Source organism: Streptomyces scopuliridis (assembly GCF_042790125.1).
GTDB lineage: Bacteria > Actinomycetota > Actinomycetes > Streptomycetales > Streptomycetaceae > Streptomyces > Streptomyces scopuliridis_A.
The window spans coordinates 100,292-118,148 of record NZ_JBHTZS010000026.1 but is presented as its reverse complement, the minus strand read 5'-3'; the positions used below and the strand labels follow the sequence as shown (position 1 = coordinate 118,148).

The following is a 17,857-nucleotide window of genomic DNA, read 5'->3' as shown; positions in this document are numbered from 1 at the left end:
TTCCTCCCCCGCGCCCGATTGCCTGACCCCCCCCGCCCACCGGGTCGGCTGCCCGGCGTGCGCCTGGCCAGGCGCACGCCGGGCAGCGGAAACAATGGGAGGAACCGGCGTTGCACGTCCAGGAGTGGCTGGAGACCGTCCCCGCGGTCAGCGTCTACCTCCTGGTAGGGGTGGTCATCGGGCTCGAAAGCCTCGGTATCCCGCTGCCGGGTGAGATCGTTCTCGTCAGCTCGGCGCTGCTCGCCTCCCAGCACGGCGACATCAATCCGTACATTCTGGGCGCCAGCGCCATCGCCGGTGCGATCATCGGCGACTCGATCGGCTACGCCATCGGCCGCAAGGGCGGCAGGCCGCTGCTGGCCCGGCTCGGCGCGAAGTTCCCCAAGCACTTCGGCGAGGCCCAGATCGCCATGGCGGAGCGGTCGTTCCAGAAGTGGGGCATGTGGGCGGTCTTCTTCGGCCGCTTCGTCGCCCTGCTGCGGATCTTCGCCGGACCGCTCGCGGGCGTGCTGCACATGCCGTACTGGAAGTTCCTGATCGCCAACGTCCTGGGCGGCATCGTCTGGGCGGGCGGTACGACCGCCGTCATCTACTCGGTCGGTGTGGTCGCCGAGGCCTGGCTCAAGCGCTTCTCCTGGCTCGGGCTGCTGCTCGCGGTGCTGATCGGGATCACGTCCATGCTCGTGCTGAAGAACCGCGCCAAGAAGGCCGCGGAGCCGAAGCCGTCGGCGGGCGAGCCGGATCCCGTACCCGCCGCGGACTAGGCCCTGTCTGACAAATAGCGCCGTCCGCCCGGAGGGCGGGGCTCGCGGCGTCTGGTGCGTGCGATCGCAAGGCGGAGGGTCTCCCCAGTACTGGACGTACTGGGGTGATCCCGACAACGCCGCGAGCGTGCGTGCCAGACACCGCGAGCCAGGCGGGATTTGTCAGACAGGGCCGAGGGCCTGTCCGGGGCTGGACCTCAGAGTCCGTGCGTCTCGCGGTGCGCCTTCGCCAGTTGCAGATAGCCCGCCGCGTTCAGCCTGATCCCCGCCCGCTCCTCCTCCGTCAGCTCGCGCTTGACCTTGGCGGGCACCCCCGCGACCAGCGAGCCCGGCGGCACGCGCATGCCCTGCGGTACGAGCGACTGCGCCGCGATCAGTGACCCGGCGCCGATGTGCGCGCCGTTGAGGACCGTGGCGCCCATGCCGATCAGAACATCGTCCTCGACCGTGCAGCCGTGCAGCACCGCGTTGTGACCGACCGAGACGCGCTCGCCGACCGTGAGCGGGAAGCCGGGATCGCAGTGCAGGGTGCAGTTGTCCTGGATATTGCTGTCGGCGCCGACCACGATCGGCCCGCAGTCGGCCCTGAGTACGGTGTGGTACCAGACGCTCGCACCCGCCGCGACGGTGACATCGCCGACCACCACCGACGTCGGCGCCGTGAACGCGGCGGGGTCGATGCCGGGAGCCTTCCCGCCCACGCCGGTGATCAGTGCCCGTTCCGTCATGACGTCTCCTCCGTGCTGATCGGAGTTACACGGTAAGCGACCACTCCTGGCACACAGACCTCAGGTCGGGCACGAACATGGCTGTATCTGATGACGGTTGATCAATAAACTTGGTGAAGTAGCCCGTTGTTGATCGGGCCAGTACCGACCGAGGAGCTCCATGGCCACCGCACATCAGGTCCCCGACATCCTGTCGGCCGAGTTCGCCGAGAATCCGTATCCGGCCTATCGCGTGATGCGGGAGAGCGCGCCGCTCATCTGGCACGAGGCCACCCAGAGCTACATCATCTCGCGCTACGAGGACGTCGAACGCGCCTTCAAGGACAAGGAGTCGGTGTTCACCACCGACAACTACGACTGGCAGCTTGAGCCGGTGCACGGCAAGACGATCCTCCAGATGAGCGGGCGGGAGCACGCGGTACGCCGGGCGCTGGTCGCCCCGGCCTTCCGCGGCGGCGATCTGCGCGACAAGTTCCTGCCGGTCATCGACCGCAACTCCCGTGAACTGATCGACGCGTTCCGGCACACCGGGTCCGCCGATCTGGTGACGGACTACGCCACCCGCTTCCCCGTCAATGTCATCGCGGACATGCTCGGCCTCGACAAGGCCGACCACGCCCGGTTCCACGGCTGGTACACCGCGGTCATCGCCTTCCTGGGCAACCTCTCCGGCGACGCGGAGGTCGCGGCAGCCGGCGAGCGTACGCGCGTAGAGTTCGCGGAGTACATGCTGCCGATCATCCGGGACCGGCGCGACAACCTCGGGGACGATCTGCTCTCCACGCTCTGCGCCGCCGAGGTCGACGGCGTACGGATGAGCGACGAGGACATCAAGGCGTTCTGCAGCCTGCTGCTGGCGGCCGGCGGGGAGACCACCGACAAGGCGATCGCCAGCGTCTTCGCGAACCTGCTGCTCCACCCCGATCAGCTGGCGGCCGTACAGCAGGACCGTACGCTGATCGACCGGGCCTTCGCGGAGACGCTCCGGTTCACCCCGCCGGTTCACATGATCATGCGGCAGACCGCCAAGGACGTCGAGGTGAGCGGGGGGACCATTCCGGAGGGAGCCACGGTCACCTGTCTGATCGGCGCCGCCAACCGTGACGGCTCGCGCTACCAGGAGCCGGACCGCTTCAATATCTTCCGGGACGATCTGACCACGACGACCGCGTTCTCCGCGGCCGCCGACCATCTGGCCTTCGCGCTCGGACGGCACTTCTGTGTCGGCGCCCTGCTGGCGAAGGCGGAGGTCGAGACCGGCATCAACCAACTGCTCGACGCCATGCCGGACATCCGGCTCGCCGACGGGTTCGACCCGGTCGAGCAGGGCGTGTTCACCCGCGGACCGCAGACGCTGCCCGTGCGTTTCACCCCCGTCACGGGCTGACGGCACCCGCCGGGCCCGGGGTTTGCCGGGCCCGGCGGCCGTACATCGCGAGGCGACCCGCCGTACGGCGCCGCTACTGCACGACCGGGGTGAAGCTCACCGGCAGCGCGGTCAGCCCCCGCATCCAGATGGACGGCCGCCACTTCAGCTCGTCCGGCTCGACCGCGAGCACCACGTCCGGCAGCCGCTCCAACAGCGTCTCGACCGCGGTGCGCGCGATGACATCGGCGAGCAGCGGGGCCGGATACGGGCAGCGGTGCTCGCCGTTGCTGAACGACAGATGCGCGGAGTTCTCCGGGCCGATATGACCTTCCGGCCAGATCTGCGGATCGGTGTTGGCCGCGGCGAGTCCCAGGACGAGACAGTCGCCCGCCTTGATGTGCCGGCCGCCGAGCTGGGTGTCGCGCACCGCCCACCGCCCGATGAAGTTCTGCGTCGGCGTGTCCAGCCACAGCACCTCGTTCAGCGCCTGCCCGACGCTGAGCCGGCCACCGGACACGTTCAGCGCGAACCGGTCGTCGGTCAGCAGCAGTCGCAGGGTGTTGCAGATCCAGTTGGCGGTCGGCTGCTGCGCGGCGGCGATGACGGTGATCAGGTCGACGACCATCTCCTCGTCCGTCAGCCCGGCCGGGTGGCTCAGCATCCGCGAGGTGATGTCGGACCCCGGCTGGTCCCGCTTGTCCTTGACCAGCCGCTGCATCCGCTCCATCACCCGCACATAGGCGGCGACCGGGTCATCGCCCTCGGCGGCGTCCAGCGAGATCCGCAGATCGCGGACCAGATCCTCGGTGTCCACGCCGTCGGCGGGCATGCCGCAGAGCCGGACCACGGCCCGCATCGGCAGCGCGTGCGCGAACGCGCTCATCAGTTCGGCCTGCCCGCTGCCGGCGAAGTCGTCGATCAGTCCCTCGGCGATCTCACGGCAGGTATGGGCCAGTTCGAACTGGTCGATGGACTCCAGGGCCTCGGTGATCACACCGGCCCTGCGCTGGTGCTCCGGGCCCTCCGCGAACATGACCGACGGCTGATAGCCGACGAACGGCATCAGCGGCCAGTCGGGCGGGATCGACGGCCACTGGTTCCAGCGCCGTGAGTCACGGGCGAACAGCTCGTCATGGCTGGTGACATACGAGACCTCGGTATAGCCGAGCACCAGCCAGGCGGGGATGCCCCCGTCGAGCACGACGGGCGCGATCGCGCCGTGCTCCCTGCGCAGCGTGCGGTACAGCTGGGACGGGGTCTGCTGGTACTCCAGCCCGCTCAGCGCGACGGCGTCCTCCTGCACGCCGGCGTGCGCGGGGCAGCCCGGCGGCGGGACGGCCTGGTCGGGGGAGGGGTCTGCGGGATCGGTCATGGGGTCATCTCCCGGGCCATGGCCAGTTCGTAGAGGTGGTCCACGAGGGTGATCAGTACGCTCTTGCCGGACGAACGCACCCGCGCGTCGCAGTCGATCAGCGGCACATGCTCCGGCAGCGAGAGTGCCTGCCGGATCTCCGCCAGTGAGAAGGCCGAGACATCGTCGTCGAACCGGTTGACCGCCACCACGAACGGTGTCCTGTGGTGCTCCAGCCGGTCGATCGCGTACCAGGACTCGCTCATCCGCCGGGTGTCGACCAGCACGACCGCGCCCAGCGTGCCCGAGAAGAGCCGGTCCCAGAGGAACCAGAATCTCTCCTGTCCGGGCGCCCCGAACAGATAGAGCACCATACGGTCGTTGAGGCTGATCCGGCCGAAGTCGAAGGCCACGGTCGTGGTGGTCTTGGTGGTCAGCCCCACGGTCTCGTCGACACCGATTCCGGCCTGTGTCATGACCTCTTCGGTGTTGAGCGGCCGGATCTCGCTCACCGACCGTACGAGGGTGGTCTTGCCCACCCCGAATCCGCCCACGACGACGATCTTCAGACCGGTCTCGGCGGCGTCGGCCAGCGGGGTACGGGCCGGGAGCTCAGAGGTTGCGGAGTCCATGGAGCACCTCCATCAGAAGGGCGGAGTCGGGCAGCTCGGCGGAGCGTGCCGCACGGGGGTGCCGGGCGGTGATCCGGCCCGTCGCGAGGAGATCACCGAGGAGGATCCGTACCACCGTCACCGGCAGCTTCAGCTCCGCGGAGATCTCGACGACCGCCGTGGGATGTCGGCACAGTTCCAGGATCCGGACATGCTCCGACTGCATCCCCGCTGTCGGTTCGCACTCGCTGACGATCAGGGTGACCAGATCGAACGAGTCGTCGTCGACCCGGCTGCGGCCACCGGTGACGGTGTACAGCCGGTCGGGATCCCCGGTGTCGACGGGCCGGCGGGGGGTCATGACCGAGAACTCTCCTGGACCGCCCCGCGCGGCTCGGCCCGCAGATGCTCACCGATCTGCTCGACCAGCTCGGTCATCTGATGGCCCACCACGCCCGGGTCGGCGCCGTCCTCGGCCACGACCGCGAGATGCGCTCCGTCACCGGCCTCCACGATGAACAGCAGACCGCCGTGGAATTCGGTCATCGAGTGCCGTACGCCGCCGGTGCCGTTGCCGAACTCCACCGAGGCGCCCTGGGCGAGCGCCTGGATGCCGGAACAGATGGCCGCCAGCTGGTCGGCCTGGTCGAGGGTGAGATGACGGCTCCAGCAGAGCTTCAGCCCGTCACGGGAGAGCACCAGGGCGTGCCGGGTGCCGGGGGTGCGTTCCAACAGGCTCTCGAGGAGCCAGGTCAGGCTGTTGTCAGTGGTCTGCATGGTGTGCGTGGGGCGGGTGGTACCGGGCGGACCGGTCACCTGCCCGTGCCTCCAATCTCGCGTTCCGGGTGGGGAAGGGCGCCAAGACCCCGGGCGCCGTACGGGGAGAGGGCGGCCCTTACTCGGCCGGGGTCCCGGACGTGCCGTCGGTGCCCGAGCGGCCCTCCGAGGCGCGGCGCGCCCGGTGGAAGGCACCGAACTGCGAGCCCGCGTCACGGCCCGGCCGTACGCCCTCGCTCTCCGACTCCGGCTGCGGCCGGGCGCGGTCGGCGGCGGCCATGGTGCGGCCCGGCGGGCGGACCGGCAGCCCGTTGGGTGTCGCCACGCGGGGACCGTCCACCGGGGCGGACGGGGCGGACGAGGAGGGCAGTACGGGGGAGACCGGCGCGGCGGCCGGGGCGGACGAGCGGGGCGGGGCCGACAGGTCCTCCGTGGCCCCCGGGGCCGACGTGACCTGCGGGGCCGAGGTGGCCCGCGGGGCGGCGGGGAGTGTCGCCTCCGGCGCCGGACGCCGCAAGGACTGCTCCGGGGCCATACCGCGCTGCTGGGCCATGAGCTGCGGCGGGAAGAGCACCACGACGCCCGTACCGCCACGGGACGACGGCCGGTAGTTGACGCTGATGTGGTACTTGGCGGCCAGCCGGCCGACCACGGCGAGACCGAGCCGGGTGCCCTGGAGCATCGCCAGGTCGGTGACCCGTCCCGAGACGGACTCCTCGGCGCGCCGCATCGCGGCGGCGGCCATCTTCAGCCCGCTGTCCTCGATGGTCACCACGATCCCGGCGGTGCGCTCCTCGACATAGACATGGACCTCGTCGATCGGCGGGGAGAAGTTCGCCGCGTTGTCCATGAGTTCGGCGAGGAGATGCATCACGGGCTCGGCGGCGAACCCGGCGATCGCGGCGCTGCTCGAACAGTGCAGCCTGACCCGCTGGTACGCGGCGATCCGGCCCACCGCGCCGCGCAGGATGCTCTCCATGCCGATCGGCTTGTTCCAGGCGCGGCTCGCGCGACCGCCCATCAGCAGGGCCAGCCGGTCGGTGAGCAGTCCGAGCTGGGAGGTGTTGTGGTCGAGCCTGAGGAGATCCCCGAAGACCTCTTCGCCGTAACGGTCCTGCATCTCGCGCAGATCCGCGAGCATGCTCACGGCCTTCGCCTGCACCCGGCTCAGCGCCTTGGCGCTGGCCGCCTGCGCCGCGGCGGCGCGGCGCTCGCTGGTGGCGAAGTCCCTGACCACCGCGTCCAGCAGGACCCGTAGCCGCGGATCGGAGGGCGGCTCGATGGTGCCGAGCACGGTGTCCGCGGAGCCGCCGGCGCGCAGCCCGCCGAGCGCGTCGGGCAGCGTCTTGCCGGTGAGCAGATCCAGTTCGTCGGCGGCCCGCGTCAGCTGGGCGACGGCCCTGTCGCGTTCGTCGGCCGCGTCGGCCGCGCGCTGCGCGGAGCCGGCGACCTCGGTGGTGAACATCTCCAGCAGGCGCCGCAGTTGGGGATCGGACGGCGCCGGGGTGGACTCCAGCGTCTCGTCGGCGCCCGCGCCGTCCTGGACTCTCTTGACCACGGCGGGCAGCGCGACGTTCAGCAGATGCGCGGATTCCGCGCCGAGGTGGGTCAGCCGCGACTGCGCCGCCCGCGTCTCGTGTTCGGCGGTGACCGTGCCGCGCCGGCCGCTGCGCAGCAGCAGCGCGGCGGTGACGGCCGTGACCGCCAGGCACACCCAGGCGGCGGCGACGGTGGCGGCCACCCAGGTACGTGCCGCCGAGGGCGCCGTCGCGGCCACGGCGCCTCCCGCCGCGGCGGCCACCACCAGCAGGCCGAGGGGTACGGCGAGCGGCAGAGACCGTGCCCTGCGTATGCGGCGCGGGCGGGGGGCGACAGGCACTGACATTCCGCGGTCCCTCGGGGTGCTTGAGTGCGGGGGATAAAGACCGGCCGACCAGCGCGCTTCGGCCGCACGGGCGGGATCTGACACCGATGGGGACGGCGATCTTCCGCACCACATAGTGGCTCATGCTAACCACGCCGCGCGCCCCTGGAACACAGAGAAGGGTCGGAGCCCACACAACGGAGGAGTTCGTCCCGAAGTCACCCACCGGCCAGGGGAGGCATGGTAAATAGAACGAACCGCTGAAGCCCCTGTCATATGCGCATAACACCGTGTCTGCCCTGCCCGAAGCATGGACACCGATGCCCGTTCGCCGCTCCGCAGGACCGTTGACGGCCCGTTGAGGCCCGGTGTGGTCAACTGCTTTCAGCCAACCGTACGGTCATATCGACCATGAGCGGTGGGGTCATGTGGAGCTTCGCAGTACAGTGAGATGAACGATGGGGTGCACCACACCGCGGTGCGGTCCATTGAATTGCTCCATGGGACATTCTGGACGGAACGTGTCGGACCTCGACCAGCTCACGCAGTCGCTCGCCCGCAATCTCAGGCGCTGGCGCGGCGAACGGGGGTTCACCCTCGACGCCCTGGCGGCCAGGGCGGGGGTCAGTCGCGGAATGATCATCCAGATCGAGCAGGCCCGTACCAACCCCAGCGTCGGCACCACCGTCAAGCTCGCCGACGCGCTCGGCGTCTCGATCACGACCCTCCTCGACTACGAGCAGGGCCCGCAGGTCAGGGTCGTGCCCGAGAGCCAGACCGTACGGATGTGGTCCACGCCCGCGGGCAGCCGCAGCACGCTGCTGGTCGGCACCGAGGCACGCGGACCGCTCGAACTGTGGGAGTGGATCCTGCGGCCGGGAGAGGCCAGCACCTCCGACCCGCATCCGCCGGGCACCACCGAACTGCTCCATGTGACCGCCGGGGAACTGACCCTGGTCGTCGACGGCGAACCGCACACCGTACCCGCGGGCGCCTCGGCGGCCTTCGAGGCGAACGTGCCGCACGCCTACCGCAACGAAGGCGCCGATACGGTCGAGATGTTCCTGACCGTATCGATCCCGCCCGTACGTGGCCCCTTGTAGCGTGGCCGAATGCCTGTTCAATCACATGATGAAACTGAGCGGCTCGCGGCGGCTCTGCGGTGGCGCAAATGGGTCAGTCGAGCAGCGGCAGTTCGATCGCCGGGCATCGGTCCATGACCATGTCGAGGCCGGCCGCGCGGGTGCGGGCGTAGGCCTGTTCGTCGATCACGCCGAGCTGGAACCAGACCGCCTTCGCCCCGATCGCCGCCGCCTCGTCCGCGACCCCGCCCGCCAGGTCGCTGTTGACGAAGACATCCACGACATCGACCGGGAAGGGGATGTCGGCCAGTGAGGCATAGCCCCGCTCGCCGTGGACCGTCTCGGCCTTCGGGTGGACCGGCACGACGCGCTTGCCGTAGCGCTGGAGCACCGCCGCGACGCCGTAGGCCACGCGGGACCGGTTGCTGGACAGTCCGACCACGGCCCAGGTGTCGCCGCTCTGCGTAAGGATCTTGCGGATCGTCTCCGTGTCTGCGTACATGCTCCGGACAACGGCGTGGCGCGCCCGCTCATTCCGCAGGGCGCCGCGCGCCCCTACAGCAGCCAGTCCGCCTCCTGCGCGATCCTGATCGCGTCCACCCGGTTCCGCGCGTTGAGCTTGGCCACGATCGTCGTCAGATAGTTCCGTACGGTGCCCGGTGACAGATGCAGCTCCCGGGCGATCTCACTGGCCTCCGACCCCTCGGCCGCCCTCCGCAGCACCTCCGTCTCCCGCTCGGTCAGCGGCGACTCGGCGCCGTCCCACGCCGAGAGCGCGAGCTGTGGGTCGATCACCCGGTGGCCGGCGACCACCCGCCGCACCGCGGTCGCCAGTTCCTGGGGCGGCGCGTCCTTGAGCAGATAGCCGGATACCTGCGCCGACAGCGCGCGCCGGAGCGTTCCCGGCCGGCCCAGGCTGGTGAGGATCAGCGTCCGGCACTCGGGCAGCGACTCCCGCAGCCGGGCGGCCGCCGTCAGTCCGTCGATCCCCGGCAGATCGATATCGATGATCGCGATATCGGGCCGGTGCTCCAGCGCGGCCGGCAGGACCTGGTCGCCGCGCTCCAGCTCACAGACGACCTTGAGATCGCTCTCCAGATTCAGCAGAGCCACCAGCGCTCCGCGGACCATGTTCATGTCTTCGGCCAGCAGAATGCGTATGGCCATGAATGGGGTCTCCTCCCCGGATCCAGCAGGGCATGTCGTCCCTCTCAGGCGGCGGAGCCCCGGGCGTAGATGCCGTCGTCCATATCGGGCACTCCTCTGATCAGATGGGCGGGCGCCTCGGCCGTCAGCCGGAACGTCCCGTCGGCGCCGCGCGCGACGGAGAGCCGGCCCGACACGGCCCGCAGCCGCGTCTCCAGGTTCCCCAGACCGCTGCCGCTGTGCGGCGAGGAGTCGCGGTACGCCGGGTCGACACCGTCGTTGGAGACGGACAGCCGTACCAGCCCGCCTTCCTGAATGGCCTCGATGTCGCAGACACCGGCGCGGGAGTGCCGCAGCAGATTGGTGATTGCCTCACGCAGCACCGCGGCGAGTACGGTGTCGACCTGCTGGCTGATCTTCCCCAGCCTGATGGTGGCCCGCACCCTCACATCCGCGGCGGAGAGCAGGGACTGCGCCGAACCCAGTTCCTGTTCCAGCGAGAGTCCGCGCAGCCCGCTGGCGACCGTACGCACATCGGCGAGCGACTGCCGTGAGATCGCCAGGACCTCGCTGATCTCGTCCATCGCGCGCCGCGGGTGCGTCGGCACCAGCCGGTGGATCAGCTCGCTCTTCAGTGTGATCGCGGAGAGGCTGTAGCCCAGCAGATCGTGCAAGTCCCGTGCGAACCGCAGCCGTTCCTGCGTGACCGCCATACGGGTCAGCTCGACCCGGGTGTCGTGCAGCGCCCGGACCAGCTCCGCCATCCGCGAGAGCCCGAACACGACCAGTCCGGTCAGCAGGGTCGACTGGCACAGATAGAACGCCTCCCGCAGGGGGAGACGATCCATGATCGGAGGGATGAGCATGCTGATCCCCACCGCTCCATAGGCGAACCAGGCCCGCCGTCCGGGCAGGAGGAGCAGCAGGGACCCCGCGAGGAAGCCGGCCATCGCCCCCCACTGGGAGTCGAAGGCCGCGATCGGCAGATATGTGAGCATCGCCTGCGTGCCGAGAGTCACCGACTTCTGCCAGGTGGGCGCCCGGCGGGCCGTGGGACTGGAATGCCGCAGCTGGAGCAGGAAGATGAGCAGCAGGCCGACGAGGGACGCGGCGAGGGAGAGGGCGCTGTGGGCCACTCCCGCGAGATTGATGACGGTGACGCTCAGATAGCCGAGAAGAGCGATCGTCAGGATCACGCGGGCCAGTTGAGGTGCCGGCGGATCCGGTGGGGTCGTGGGGCCGCGTCTCACCGCGTCCCTCTCTCCCGGCCGGACATTCTCAGTGGGGCCGTCCTCGCGACTTCGCATGATCGTGTGTCTTCGCAGCCTTCCCCGTCGAACCTCCTTGCTACGTGAAGAGCGTAAGTGATCGTCGTGAAGGATGTGCTGAGATCGGGCGGTGCCGGGACGAAATCGCGGTTCCGTTACACGCATTTCACGAGCTCGCTCGCCCGGGTCAGACGAATAGTGGTATGGGGTTCAGCTGCCCGTACGGGGTGGGCTCGGCGCATCTCCCCAGCTCCACCGGTGTGCTGTACAGCCGGCCGGGTGCGAACCGCGGCCAGAAGGGCCGCAGCCCCGGGACGATCACCTTCACCACGGGGAGTTCCAGATCGGGTCGGCTCTGGTCGAGTACGAGCAACTCCATCCCGTGCGAGCGCGTCAACTCCGTGATGGCGGTGACGTCTTCCCGCAGATCGCCGGTCGGGGTGTAGGACCAGTCGCGCGGCCCACGGGCCGGCACGCCCCGATCCGCCCGCAGATAGGGACGGTTGGCGACCGTGGAACGCCGCCACCACTCCAGCGGCTCCGGATCGGTGACGCGGTAGCCGCCGCCCCCGGGCGTCACCTCAGTGACCAGCGGCAGCAGTTGGCCCATCTCCGTCAGCGCCCTGCGCAGCGCCACCCGCGGGTCGAAGTGCGCGCCGAAACCGAAGACGATGTCCTCGGCGGCCTTGTCCGTACGCCGCGACAGGGCCGCGATCACGGGGATGCCGAGGTCGGAGGTGAGATCCAGGGCCCACACCTCGCGGTGGACCGTACGGTAGCCCTCGCGCAGCCGCTCGATGTACGGCTCCCCGAACGCGTCGAGAGCGACACCGGGCTGCCGGGTCCGGTTGTACCACCACAGCGCCACCGCGTCCCGCTCCACCAGCTCCAGGAACCCCTGGATCAGGGCGTCTTCGGGGCTGCTGCCGGCCGCGTTGCCGTTGGAGTCGGCACACAGGCCGTCCGGTGCCTCCTCCTCGCCGAAGTACAGCATGGAGGTCGGCAGCAGCCGCTGGGTCCGTCCGGTCAGCGACCACACCGGGGTCCAGTCGGTGGGGCGACGCGTGTCGAACGGCGGTGGTACGTAGTGCAGCCGGGAGCCGCCCGCGTTCCACCGCTCCCTGTCCCGCAGCTGCCGATCGTCGAACAACTGGCAGGAGTTGGGATGGATCGCCGTCTCGCCCAGGGCGTGGAGGGAGTCGTGGATCACCGGTTCGTCGCCCTGCCGGGTCCCGCTGTAGCGCTCCACCGCCTCACCCAGCGCGCTCGTACGGGCCTCGGTTTCCGTGAGCCCCTTGCCGCCGCTGAGGGAGCGCAGCCCGGCCCGCAGCCCCGCCAGGGTCCTGCCGCGCATGGCCAGATTCTGGCCGGAGAGAAAGGCGTTGACGAACTCCGGGCTCCCCGGGGCACGCCGGATCTCCTTGATGATTCCGGTGACGGGATCCACCAGGGAGCCGTAGCGCTCCAGCATCCGGGCGGGGGTCAGCGCCCGGTGGCCATTGAGGTCCTGTACGGCCTTGGGCCGCGAGACCGGTACGAACGGAGCGCCGGCCCGCCGGGCGACCAGGCCGGGATCCCCGCAGACCGCGCACTGCGGCAGCCGCGCCACGGGATGGGACGTGGTGTGCAGCCCCAGTGTGTCCAGTGTGTTCACGGAGCCGTGGGACGCCGTCCGCACCCCCGCCAGCCACTTCGCGGCCTCCAGCACGGCGAGCTGTACGGCGATGGCCCTGACCGCCGCCAGTGTGGCGTGCGGCCGTCGCGGCGGTCCGTCCAGGCCCAGCGCGCGCTGGAGAGGGCGTTCGGAGGAGCGATGACCGCGCAGCCGGGTCGCCAGACAGTGCCAGCACGGGCCGTCGCCGGGACGGAACACCGGTCCGATCCAGGGGGCCGGGGAGCCCACTCCCACCAGCAGCCAGGGCGCCTCGGCCGCGCGGTGCCCGGCATCGACCTCGCGCAGCCCGGGGGAGAGATAGTCGTCGCACAGGACGAGCGAGAGGTCCGCCTCGGTGCCGGGAGGCGCGAGCGTCAGCCCCGAGGCGCGGCACGCGGCGCCGACCTGCTCCAGGTCGACATCGGTGAGGGCCACTGGGCGTACCGACGTCCGGGCGAGCGTGTCCAGCGTACGTACGCCGTCCAGCCCGGCCAGATCCCAGTAGGCCTCGGCGGCCCGATCGGGGCAGGGGGGTGCGGTCGGGCTCTCCGCCGCGGTGGAGTCCTCCGCCGTCGTGGGGCTCTCCGTCGCGGTGGAGCCCTCGGCCGCGGCCGGGCGCAGCCGCAGCAGTCCCGCCGCGTCGAGGGCCCGCAGCGAGGCGGCGGCCTCCTCGGCGCTCAGCGCGGGAGCCGCGTCACGCAGCACACCGTCAGGGCTGCGGGTGCCGTCGAGCAGCGGTACCAGCACTTCGCCGTGGTCGCCGTACAGCGCGGTGACACCGCGCTGGGACACCAGATAGGCCGCCTCTCCCGGGACGACCGTCGCGCGCAGATGGCTCTTGAAGCCAAGGCGCGCCCCGTCGCCGTCGGACGGCCGCCGGCCGCTTCCCCCCGCCTCGGTCATCCCCGGTGCTGCTCGTGCCCGTTGAACGGCGGTGCGACGGGAGAGGCGTTGATGCAGATGCTCAGCAGCGCGACGCCCTGCTCGGGCATCGCGTCGAGGTCCTCGATGACGAGATGGCGCCCGCCGGCCGCCGGTGTGTCCGGTCCGAGGAGGGAGGCGATGGCGTTGCTCATGACGATCGTTCTCCTTTCACGCTGTCAGTGGTTGTCTCGTGTGTCGTCTCGTGCGGGACTGATTCTGCGCACAGCGATGCGACGGGCAGACAGTCCCGTATTCACCGCCAGGGTATGAAGTTCTCACGTTCCCACTGTTCTCGGGCGCGGCGGTTCAGTTCACGGAGGCCGGACGCGTACCCGGACGCGCCGTGGAAGGGGCCTTCCTCAGCCGGCCGCCCAGCAGCGCCATTCCGAGCGGGGTGACCGAATGGAGGGCGCGGTTCCGTACCCGCCGGGTGGTGATCAGCCCGGACTTCCGCAGTACCGAGGCGTGCTGGCTCGCGCTGCCGAGGGAGACGCCGAGGCGCGCGGCGAGCTGGCTGGTGGTACAGGCACTGGTCAGGGCGCGCAGGGCGGCGGCGCGCGTCTGACCGACGAGCGCGCTGAGCGCCTGGCCGCCGGTGACCTCCGGCTCGTCCGGGATCGCGAACAGAGCGGCGGCGTCCGGCGGCAGGGAGAAGACCAACGCGGGCTGGGCGCTGTCCCGTTCGGCGGCGAGGACGCGTCCGACCAGCCCCGGCAGGAACGCCGACGGGATGAGCAGCAGGCCCTGGCCCCTGAGATGGACGTCCCGCTCCGGCCCGCCGTGTATCTCCAGCACCGGCGGGTTCCATACGATCCGGGGGTGCAGTGTGGCGAGCAACTGTTCGACCCCGCCGGTCATGGCGATACGTCCGTTCGCGTCGCACTCGGTGTCGAGCCGGTCCAGGACGCTGTCCCAGTACGGGGCGACCCCGGCCCGCCACATGTCCACGGCCAGCCGGGCCGCGCCCGTACGGGTCATGGAGAGCGCGGCGAGCGCCGAAGTGTCCACGTCCGGCGAGGAGTCGAGCAGGAAGAGCAGGTCGTCCGGCGCCTTGAGGGCCCGGAGCAGTGGGACGAGCGGTCTGTTGAGGGACGGGGTCTCGCGCAGCCGGCCGAGTACGTCTCCTCGCCACCGCGCGTAGTCGGTGTTGCGGGACCGAGTGAGCGTGCCGAGCGCGAAGACCCCCTCGGCGACGGGTCCGAGTGTGCTCCGGAGCCGGATCCGGGCGAGATCTGCCGCGGTGAAATGGATCTTCTGCATGTAACGCCCCCGTAAGGCACCAGACTCACCCGCCGACGGTGCCACGGCCTGAGCTGCGCAGACAGTGTCGGCGTCCTCGAACCGTCATGGCCGATTCACTGCCCGGATCATGAATTCTTCAGGGGTGGCGCGTCGGCGTGCGGCGTACCATCCTGAGAGGGCTGAATCATGGCTGGTTGTGGTGGTCGCGGAGGTGCGGTTGTGCTGAAGACGGGGAAGATCCAGCGGTTCGACGAGACGCGCGGGTACGGATTCATCAACCCGGACGAGGGTGGTGAGGACGTGTTCATGCACGCGAACGATCTGCTGGACGAGAAGTACCTCTACCAGGCGGGCCGGGACGTCGAGTTCTTCGTCGAGATGGGCGAGAAGGGCCCGAAGGCGTCCGAGATCCGTCTGATCCACCAGCCTTCCCGACGCCGGCCCGAGCAGTTCGGAGCGGACGGCGGAGCGGCGGAGGGCGAGCCGGGCGCCGCCGCGTTCCGGAGCGAGCTGACCGATGTACTCCTCGACGCCGACGGAACGCTGACGGCCGATCAGATCAAGCGGATCCGCACCCGGATCGTCGAACTGGCCCGTGCGCGCGGCTGGGTCGGCGACTGACCCCTGGACCCTGTCTGAGCACGGCGGAACGATCCTGAGCACGGCGAACGATCGCCACACGCCCTGACACGGCGGCGGGTGCCCCGGAATGCGGTCCGGAGCACCCGCCCTTTCTGCGTGTACGGACGAGCGCCGGGGAAGGGTGTCCGGCATCGCTCCGTACCCGCGGTCCGGCCGTCAGACCACGTCCCGTCGCATGGGCACCAGTACGGCCACGGCCGCCGCGACCAGAGCGTAACCCGCCAGCAGCACTCCGCCGCCCAAAGGTGACAGCAACGACACCGGACTGGTGGCCAGTTCGTCCGCCAGAACATCAGCGAGATAGGTGAAGCCGGTGAGCGACGCCGTCGCGCCGCCCGGCAGCAGCGGGTAGAGCAGATTGACCCCGGGGATCATCATCAGGATCAGCTCGCCCAGGTAGAGATAGCCGATCACCACCGCGAGAGCGGCGATCTGATGGCGGAGCAGCGCGCCCATCGCCACCCCGAGCAGGGTGTGGACCGCCATCGCCAGCGCCAGCCTGAGCAGCAGCTCGATCACCCCGCCGGTCGGCAGCCCGGGAGTGACCCCGCGCGCGGCGAGCGCCCCGAAGAACCCCGCGCCCGCGCTGCCCGTCTGCACCAGCCCGTACACCAGACCGGCCACGCCGAAGGTGACCAGCTTGGCGGTGAGCACCTGCCCGCGCCGCGGGGCGAAGAGGAAGGTGAACGTGGCCGTACGGTGCCGGTACTCCGACGTCATGGCCAGCGTGCCCAGCGCCGCGGGGACGAAGACCGTGAAGCCCAGCATCCCGAAGACCGACAGGACACCCTCCTTCGTCTCCAGGCCCGGCATGGGCGGCGAGAAGTTCTCCGGTCCGACGGCGGTCAGCAGCCCGACCATGCCTCCGCCCAGGACGACCGCGGTCAGCAGCGCCCACAGCCACATGCGGGTGGCCAGCAGCCGGCGGAACTCCGCCTTGATCAGCGCGTTCACCGGACGTCCCCCTCGCTGTCCGCGGTCAGTTCGAAGAACAGCCGCTCCAGGCTCGTGTCCTCGGTGAGCAGTTCATGCACCCGCAGCCCCGCGGCCGACGCCAGATCCGCGATCTGCGCGGTCGCGAGCCCCCGCACCCGCAGCGCGCCGTCGCGCCCCGTCTCGACGCTCCGCGCGGCCACCCCGTCCGAAGTGCCCCGCAGCAGCGCCGCCTTGAGCGCCTCGGCGTCGGGGGAGCGGACCAGTACGGCCGAGGGCCTGGACCGCTCCATCTCCCGCAGCGGGCCCGCCGCGACCAGCCTGCCGCGCCGGATCATCACGATGTCGTCCACGACCTGCTGGACCTCGCTGAGCACATGGCTCGACACCAGTACGGTGCGCCCCTCGTCGGCGAGTTCGCGCAGGAAGCGGCGCAGCCACGCGATGCCCTCGGGGTCGAGGCCATTGCTCGGCTCGTCGAGCAGCAGCACCCGAGGATCGCCCAGCAGCGCGGTCGCGAGACCGAGCCGCTGCTTCATGCCGGTGGAGAAGGTGCGGGTCCTGCGGTGCGCGGCATCAGCGAGGCCGAGCCGGTCGAGCAACTCCTCGACCCGGCCCGCCGGATGGCCGCCCATGGTGCGGTAGATCCGCAGATGGTCGCGCGCCGAGTGATCGGGATGGAAGGCCGAGGCGTCGAGTACCGCCCCGACGACCTCGGAGGGCCGGCGCAGCTCCCCGTACCGCCGGCCGCCGATCGTGGCGGTGCCCGCGGTCGGGGTGACCAGGCCCAGGATCATGCGCATGGTCGTGGTCTTGCCGGCCCCGTTGGGGCCGAGGAAGCCGGTGACGGCGCCCGGCTCCACGGCGAAGCTGAGACTGTCCACCGCGGTGACCGGCCCGAACCGCTTGGTCAGGCCGGTGACTTCGATCCGGTGGTTCGGCTGACGCATCGGCTCTTCCACCCCTCCCCCTGGGACTCGGTGCCCGGTCCTGTTCGCTGTGGGGTCCAACCGTGGCTATCTGTTCTAGTAGTTGTATATCAGATAGAGTGAACTTGTGCGTCTGATACTCGATCTCGACAGCGAGGTCCCGATCTATCAGCAGATCCGGGACCGGGTGGTGGAAGCCATCGCCGACGGCCTGCTGGCGCCTGGCGCGTCCCTGCCCTCCACCCGGCAGTGCGCCGTCGACCTGGCGATCAACTTCCATACCGTGAACAAGGCGTACGACCTGCTGCGGCGCGAGGGCATCATCCGCATCAACCGCAAGAGCGGAGCGGTGGTCCACCCGGACGTGCGGAAGGCGACGGCGGAACTGCGGGTGGGGGCCGACTGGGAGCGGCGGCTGCGCACGCTCCTGGCGGAAGCGGTGGTACGAGGGGCTGCGGAGGAGGAGGTCATGGCGTACGTAGGGACGGCCCTGGAGGGGTTCGCGGGATTCGCCGAGCAGGGCGAGGGGGGTGGCCGGGGATGACGAGGCTCCGGCCGCCCCGAGAGAGTGGA

19 protein-coding genes are annotated in these 17,857 nt (G+C 70.3%); 5 read left to right on the top strand and 14 right to left on the bottom strand.

Features of this window, described 5'->3' with window-relative positions; all coding sequences use genetic code 11:
* Window positions 1-110: 110 nt before the first annotated feature.
* The gene (locus ACFRKB_RS30235; protein ID WP_383109774.1) at window positions 111-764 is read left to right on the top strand and encodes a DedA family protein; all 654 of its coding nucleotides are present in this window, start codon (window positions 111-113) and stop codon (window positions 762-764) included.
* Between the two features lie 197 nt (window positions 765-961).
* Here the strand turns inward: ACFRKB_RS30235 and ACFRKB_RS30230 are convergent, their stop codons facing one another.
* The gene (locus ACFRKB_RS30230; RefSeq protein ID WP_383109772.1) at window positions 962-1,492 is read right to left on the bottom strand and encodes a gamma carbonic anhydrase family protein; all 531 of its coding nucleotides are present in this window, start codon (window positions 1,490-1,492) and stop codon (window positions 962-964) included.
* A 160-nt stretch (window positions 1,493-1,652) separates the two neighbouring features.
* Between ACFRKB_RS30230 and ACFRKB_RS30225 the strand changes: the two genes are divergently transcribed.
* Entirely contained in the window at window positions 1,653-2,879 is a 1,227-nt protein-coding gene (locus tag ACFRKB_RS30225; protein ID WP_383109770.1) for a cytochrome P450, read from the top strand.
* 73 nt (window positions 2,880-2,952) lie between these two features.
* On the opposite strand, the gene ACFRKB_RS30220 is transcribed toward ACFRKB_RS30225, so the two are convergent.
* The 5 genes from ACFRKB_RS30220 to ACFRKB_RS30200 form a co-directional block, all read right to left on the bottom strand.
* A complete protein-coding gene (locus ACFRKB_RS30220) occupies window positions 2,953-4,233 on the bottom strand; it encodes a cytochrome P450 (protein WP_383109768.1) in 1,281 nt (426 codons plus the stop codon).
* Window positions 4,230-4,844, bottom strand: coding sequence for a GTP-binding protein (locus tag ACFRKB_RS30215; RefSeq protein WP_383109766.1), 615 nt, complete (start codon window positions 4,842-4,844; stop codon window positions 4,230-4,232). Before ACFRKB_RS30215 ends, ACFRKB_RS30220 begins: the two co-directional genes overlap by 4 nt.
* Entirely contained in the window at window positions 4,825-5,184 is a 360-nt protein-coding gene (locus ACFRKB_RS30210) for a DUF742 domain-containing protein (RefSeq protein ID WP_383109765.1), read from the bottom strand. The genes ACFRKB_RS30215 and ACFRKB_RS30210 overlap by 20 nt, the downstream gene beginning before the upstream one ends.
* A complete protein-coding gene (locus ACFRKB_RS30205) occupies window positions 5,181-5,600 on the bottom strand; it encodes a roadblock/LC7 domain-containing protein (RefSeq protein ID WP_383109763.1) in 420 nt (139 codons plus the stop codon). Before ACFRKB_RS30205 ends, ACFRKB_RS30210 begins: the two co-directional genes overlap by 4 nt.
* A 118-nt stretch (window positions 5,601-5,718) precedes the next feature.
* On the bottom strand, window positions 5,719-7,485 hold the full coding sequence (locus ACFRKB_RS30200; protein ID WP_383109761.1) for an ATP-binding protein: 1,767 nt from the start codon (window positions 7,483-7,485) through the stop codon (window positions 5,719-5,721).
* A 500-nt stretch (window positions 7,486-7,985) separates the two neighbouring features.
* Between ACFRKB_RS30200 and ACFRKB_RS30195 the strand changes: the two genes are divergently transcribed.
* Window positions 7,986-8,567 carry a helix-turn-helix domain-containing protein gene (locus tag ACFRKB_RS30195; RefSeq protein ID WP_383109782.1) on the top strand — a complete coding sequence of 194 codons (582 nt, stop codon included), beginning with the start codon at window positions 7,986-7,988 and terminating at the stop codon, window positions 8,565-8,567.
* Window positions 8,568-8,640: 73 nt separating this feature from the next.
* Here the strand turns inward: ACFRKB_RS30195 and ACFRKB_RS30190 are convergent, their stop codons facing one another.
* The 6 genes from ACFRKB_RS30190 to ACFRKB_RS30165 all read right to left on the bottom strand — a co-directional run bounded on the left by ACFRKB_RS30190 (window position 8,641) and on the right by ACFRKB_RS30165 (window position 14,798).
* Complete coding sequence (locus ACFRKB_RS30190) at window positions 8,641-9,048, bottom strand: CoA-binding protein (RefSeq protein WP_383109760.1); 408 nt, start codon at window positions 9,046-9,048, stop codon at window positions 8,641-8,643.
* Window positions 9,049-9,101: 53 nt separating this feature from the next.
* Entirely contained in the window at window positions 9,102-9,713 is a 612-nt protein-coding gene (locus tag ACFRKB_RS30185; RefSeq protein ID WP_383109758.1) for a response regulator transcription factor, read from the bottom strand.
* Window positions 9,714-9,757: 44 nt separating this feature from the next.
* A complete protein-coding gene (locus tag ACFRKB_RS30180; RefSeq protein ID WP_383109756.1) occupies window positions 9,758-10,888 on the bottom strand; it encodes a sensor histidine kinase in 1,131 nt (376 codons plus the stop codon).
* Window positions 10,889-11,147: 259 nt separating this feature from the next.
* The gene (locus ACFRKB_RS30175; protein ID WP_383109754.1) at window positions 11,148-13,517 is read right to left on the bottom strand and encodes a TOMM precursor leader peptide-binding protein; all 2,370 of its coding nucleotides are present in this window, start codon (window positions 13,515-13,517) and stop codon (window positions 11,148-11,150) included.
* The gene (locus tag ACFRKB_RS30170) at window positions 13,514-13,690 is read right to left on the bottom strand and encodes a hypothetical protein (protein WP_383109753.1); all 177 of its coding nucleotides are present in this window, start codon (window positions 13,688-13,690) and stop codon (window positions 13,514-13,516) included. Before ACFRKB_RS30170 ends, ACFRKB_RS30175 begins: the two co-directional genes overlap by 4 nt.
* 154 nt (window positions 13,691-13,844) lie before the next feature.
* The gene (locus tag ACFRKB_RS30165) at window positions 13,845-14,798 is read right to left on the bottom strand and encodes an ArsR/SmtB family transcription factor (protein WP_383109751.1); all 954 of its coding nucleotides are present in this window, start codon (window positions 14,796-14,798) and stop codon (window positions 13,845-13,847) included.
* Window positions 14,799-14,999: 201 nt separating this feature from the next.
* On the opposite strand from ACFRKB_RS30165, the gene ACFRKB_RS30160 reads away from it, so the two are divergent.
* Window positions 15,000-15,401, top strand: a complete 402-nt coding sequence (locus tag ACFRKB_RS30160) for a cold-shock protein (RefSeq protein WP_383109749.1) — start codon at window positions 15,000-15,002, stop codon at window positions 15,399-15,401.
* A 177-nt stretch (window positions 15,402-15,578) separates the two neighbouring features.
* On the opposite strand, the gene ACFRKB_RS30155 is transcribed toward ACFRKB_RS30160, so the two are convergent.
* Complete coding sequence (locus ACFRKB_RS30155; protein WP_383109748.1) at window positions 15,579-16,376, bottom strand: ABC transporter permease; 798 nt, start codon at window positions 16,374-16,376, stop codon at window positions 15,579-15,581.
* Window positions 16,373-17,305: an ABC transporter ATP-binding protein gene (locus ACFRKB_RS30150; protein ID WP_383109746.1), complete on the bottom strand. Its 933-nt coding sequence runs from the start codon at window positions 17,303-17,305 to the stop codon at window positions 16,373-16,375. Before ACFRKB_RS30150 ends, ACFRKB_RS30155 begins: the two co-directional genes overlap by 4 nt.
* A 106-nt stretch (window positions 17,306-17,411) precedes the next feature.
* On the opposite strand from ACFRKB_RS30150, the gene ACFRKB_RS30145 reads away from it, so the two are divergent.
* Window positions 17,412-17,828 carry a GntR family transcriptional regulator gene (locus tag ACFRKB_RS30145; RefSeq protein ID WP_383109744.1) on the top strand — a complete coding sequence of 139 codons (417 nt, stop codon included), beginning with the start codon at window positions 17,412-17,414 and terminating at the stop codon, window positions 17,826-17,828.
* The last annotated feature ends 29 nt before the right edge of the window (window positions 17,829-17,857 follow it).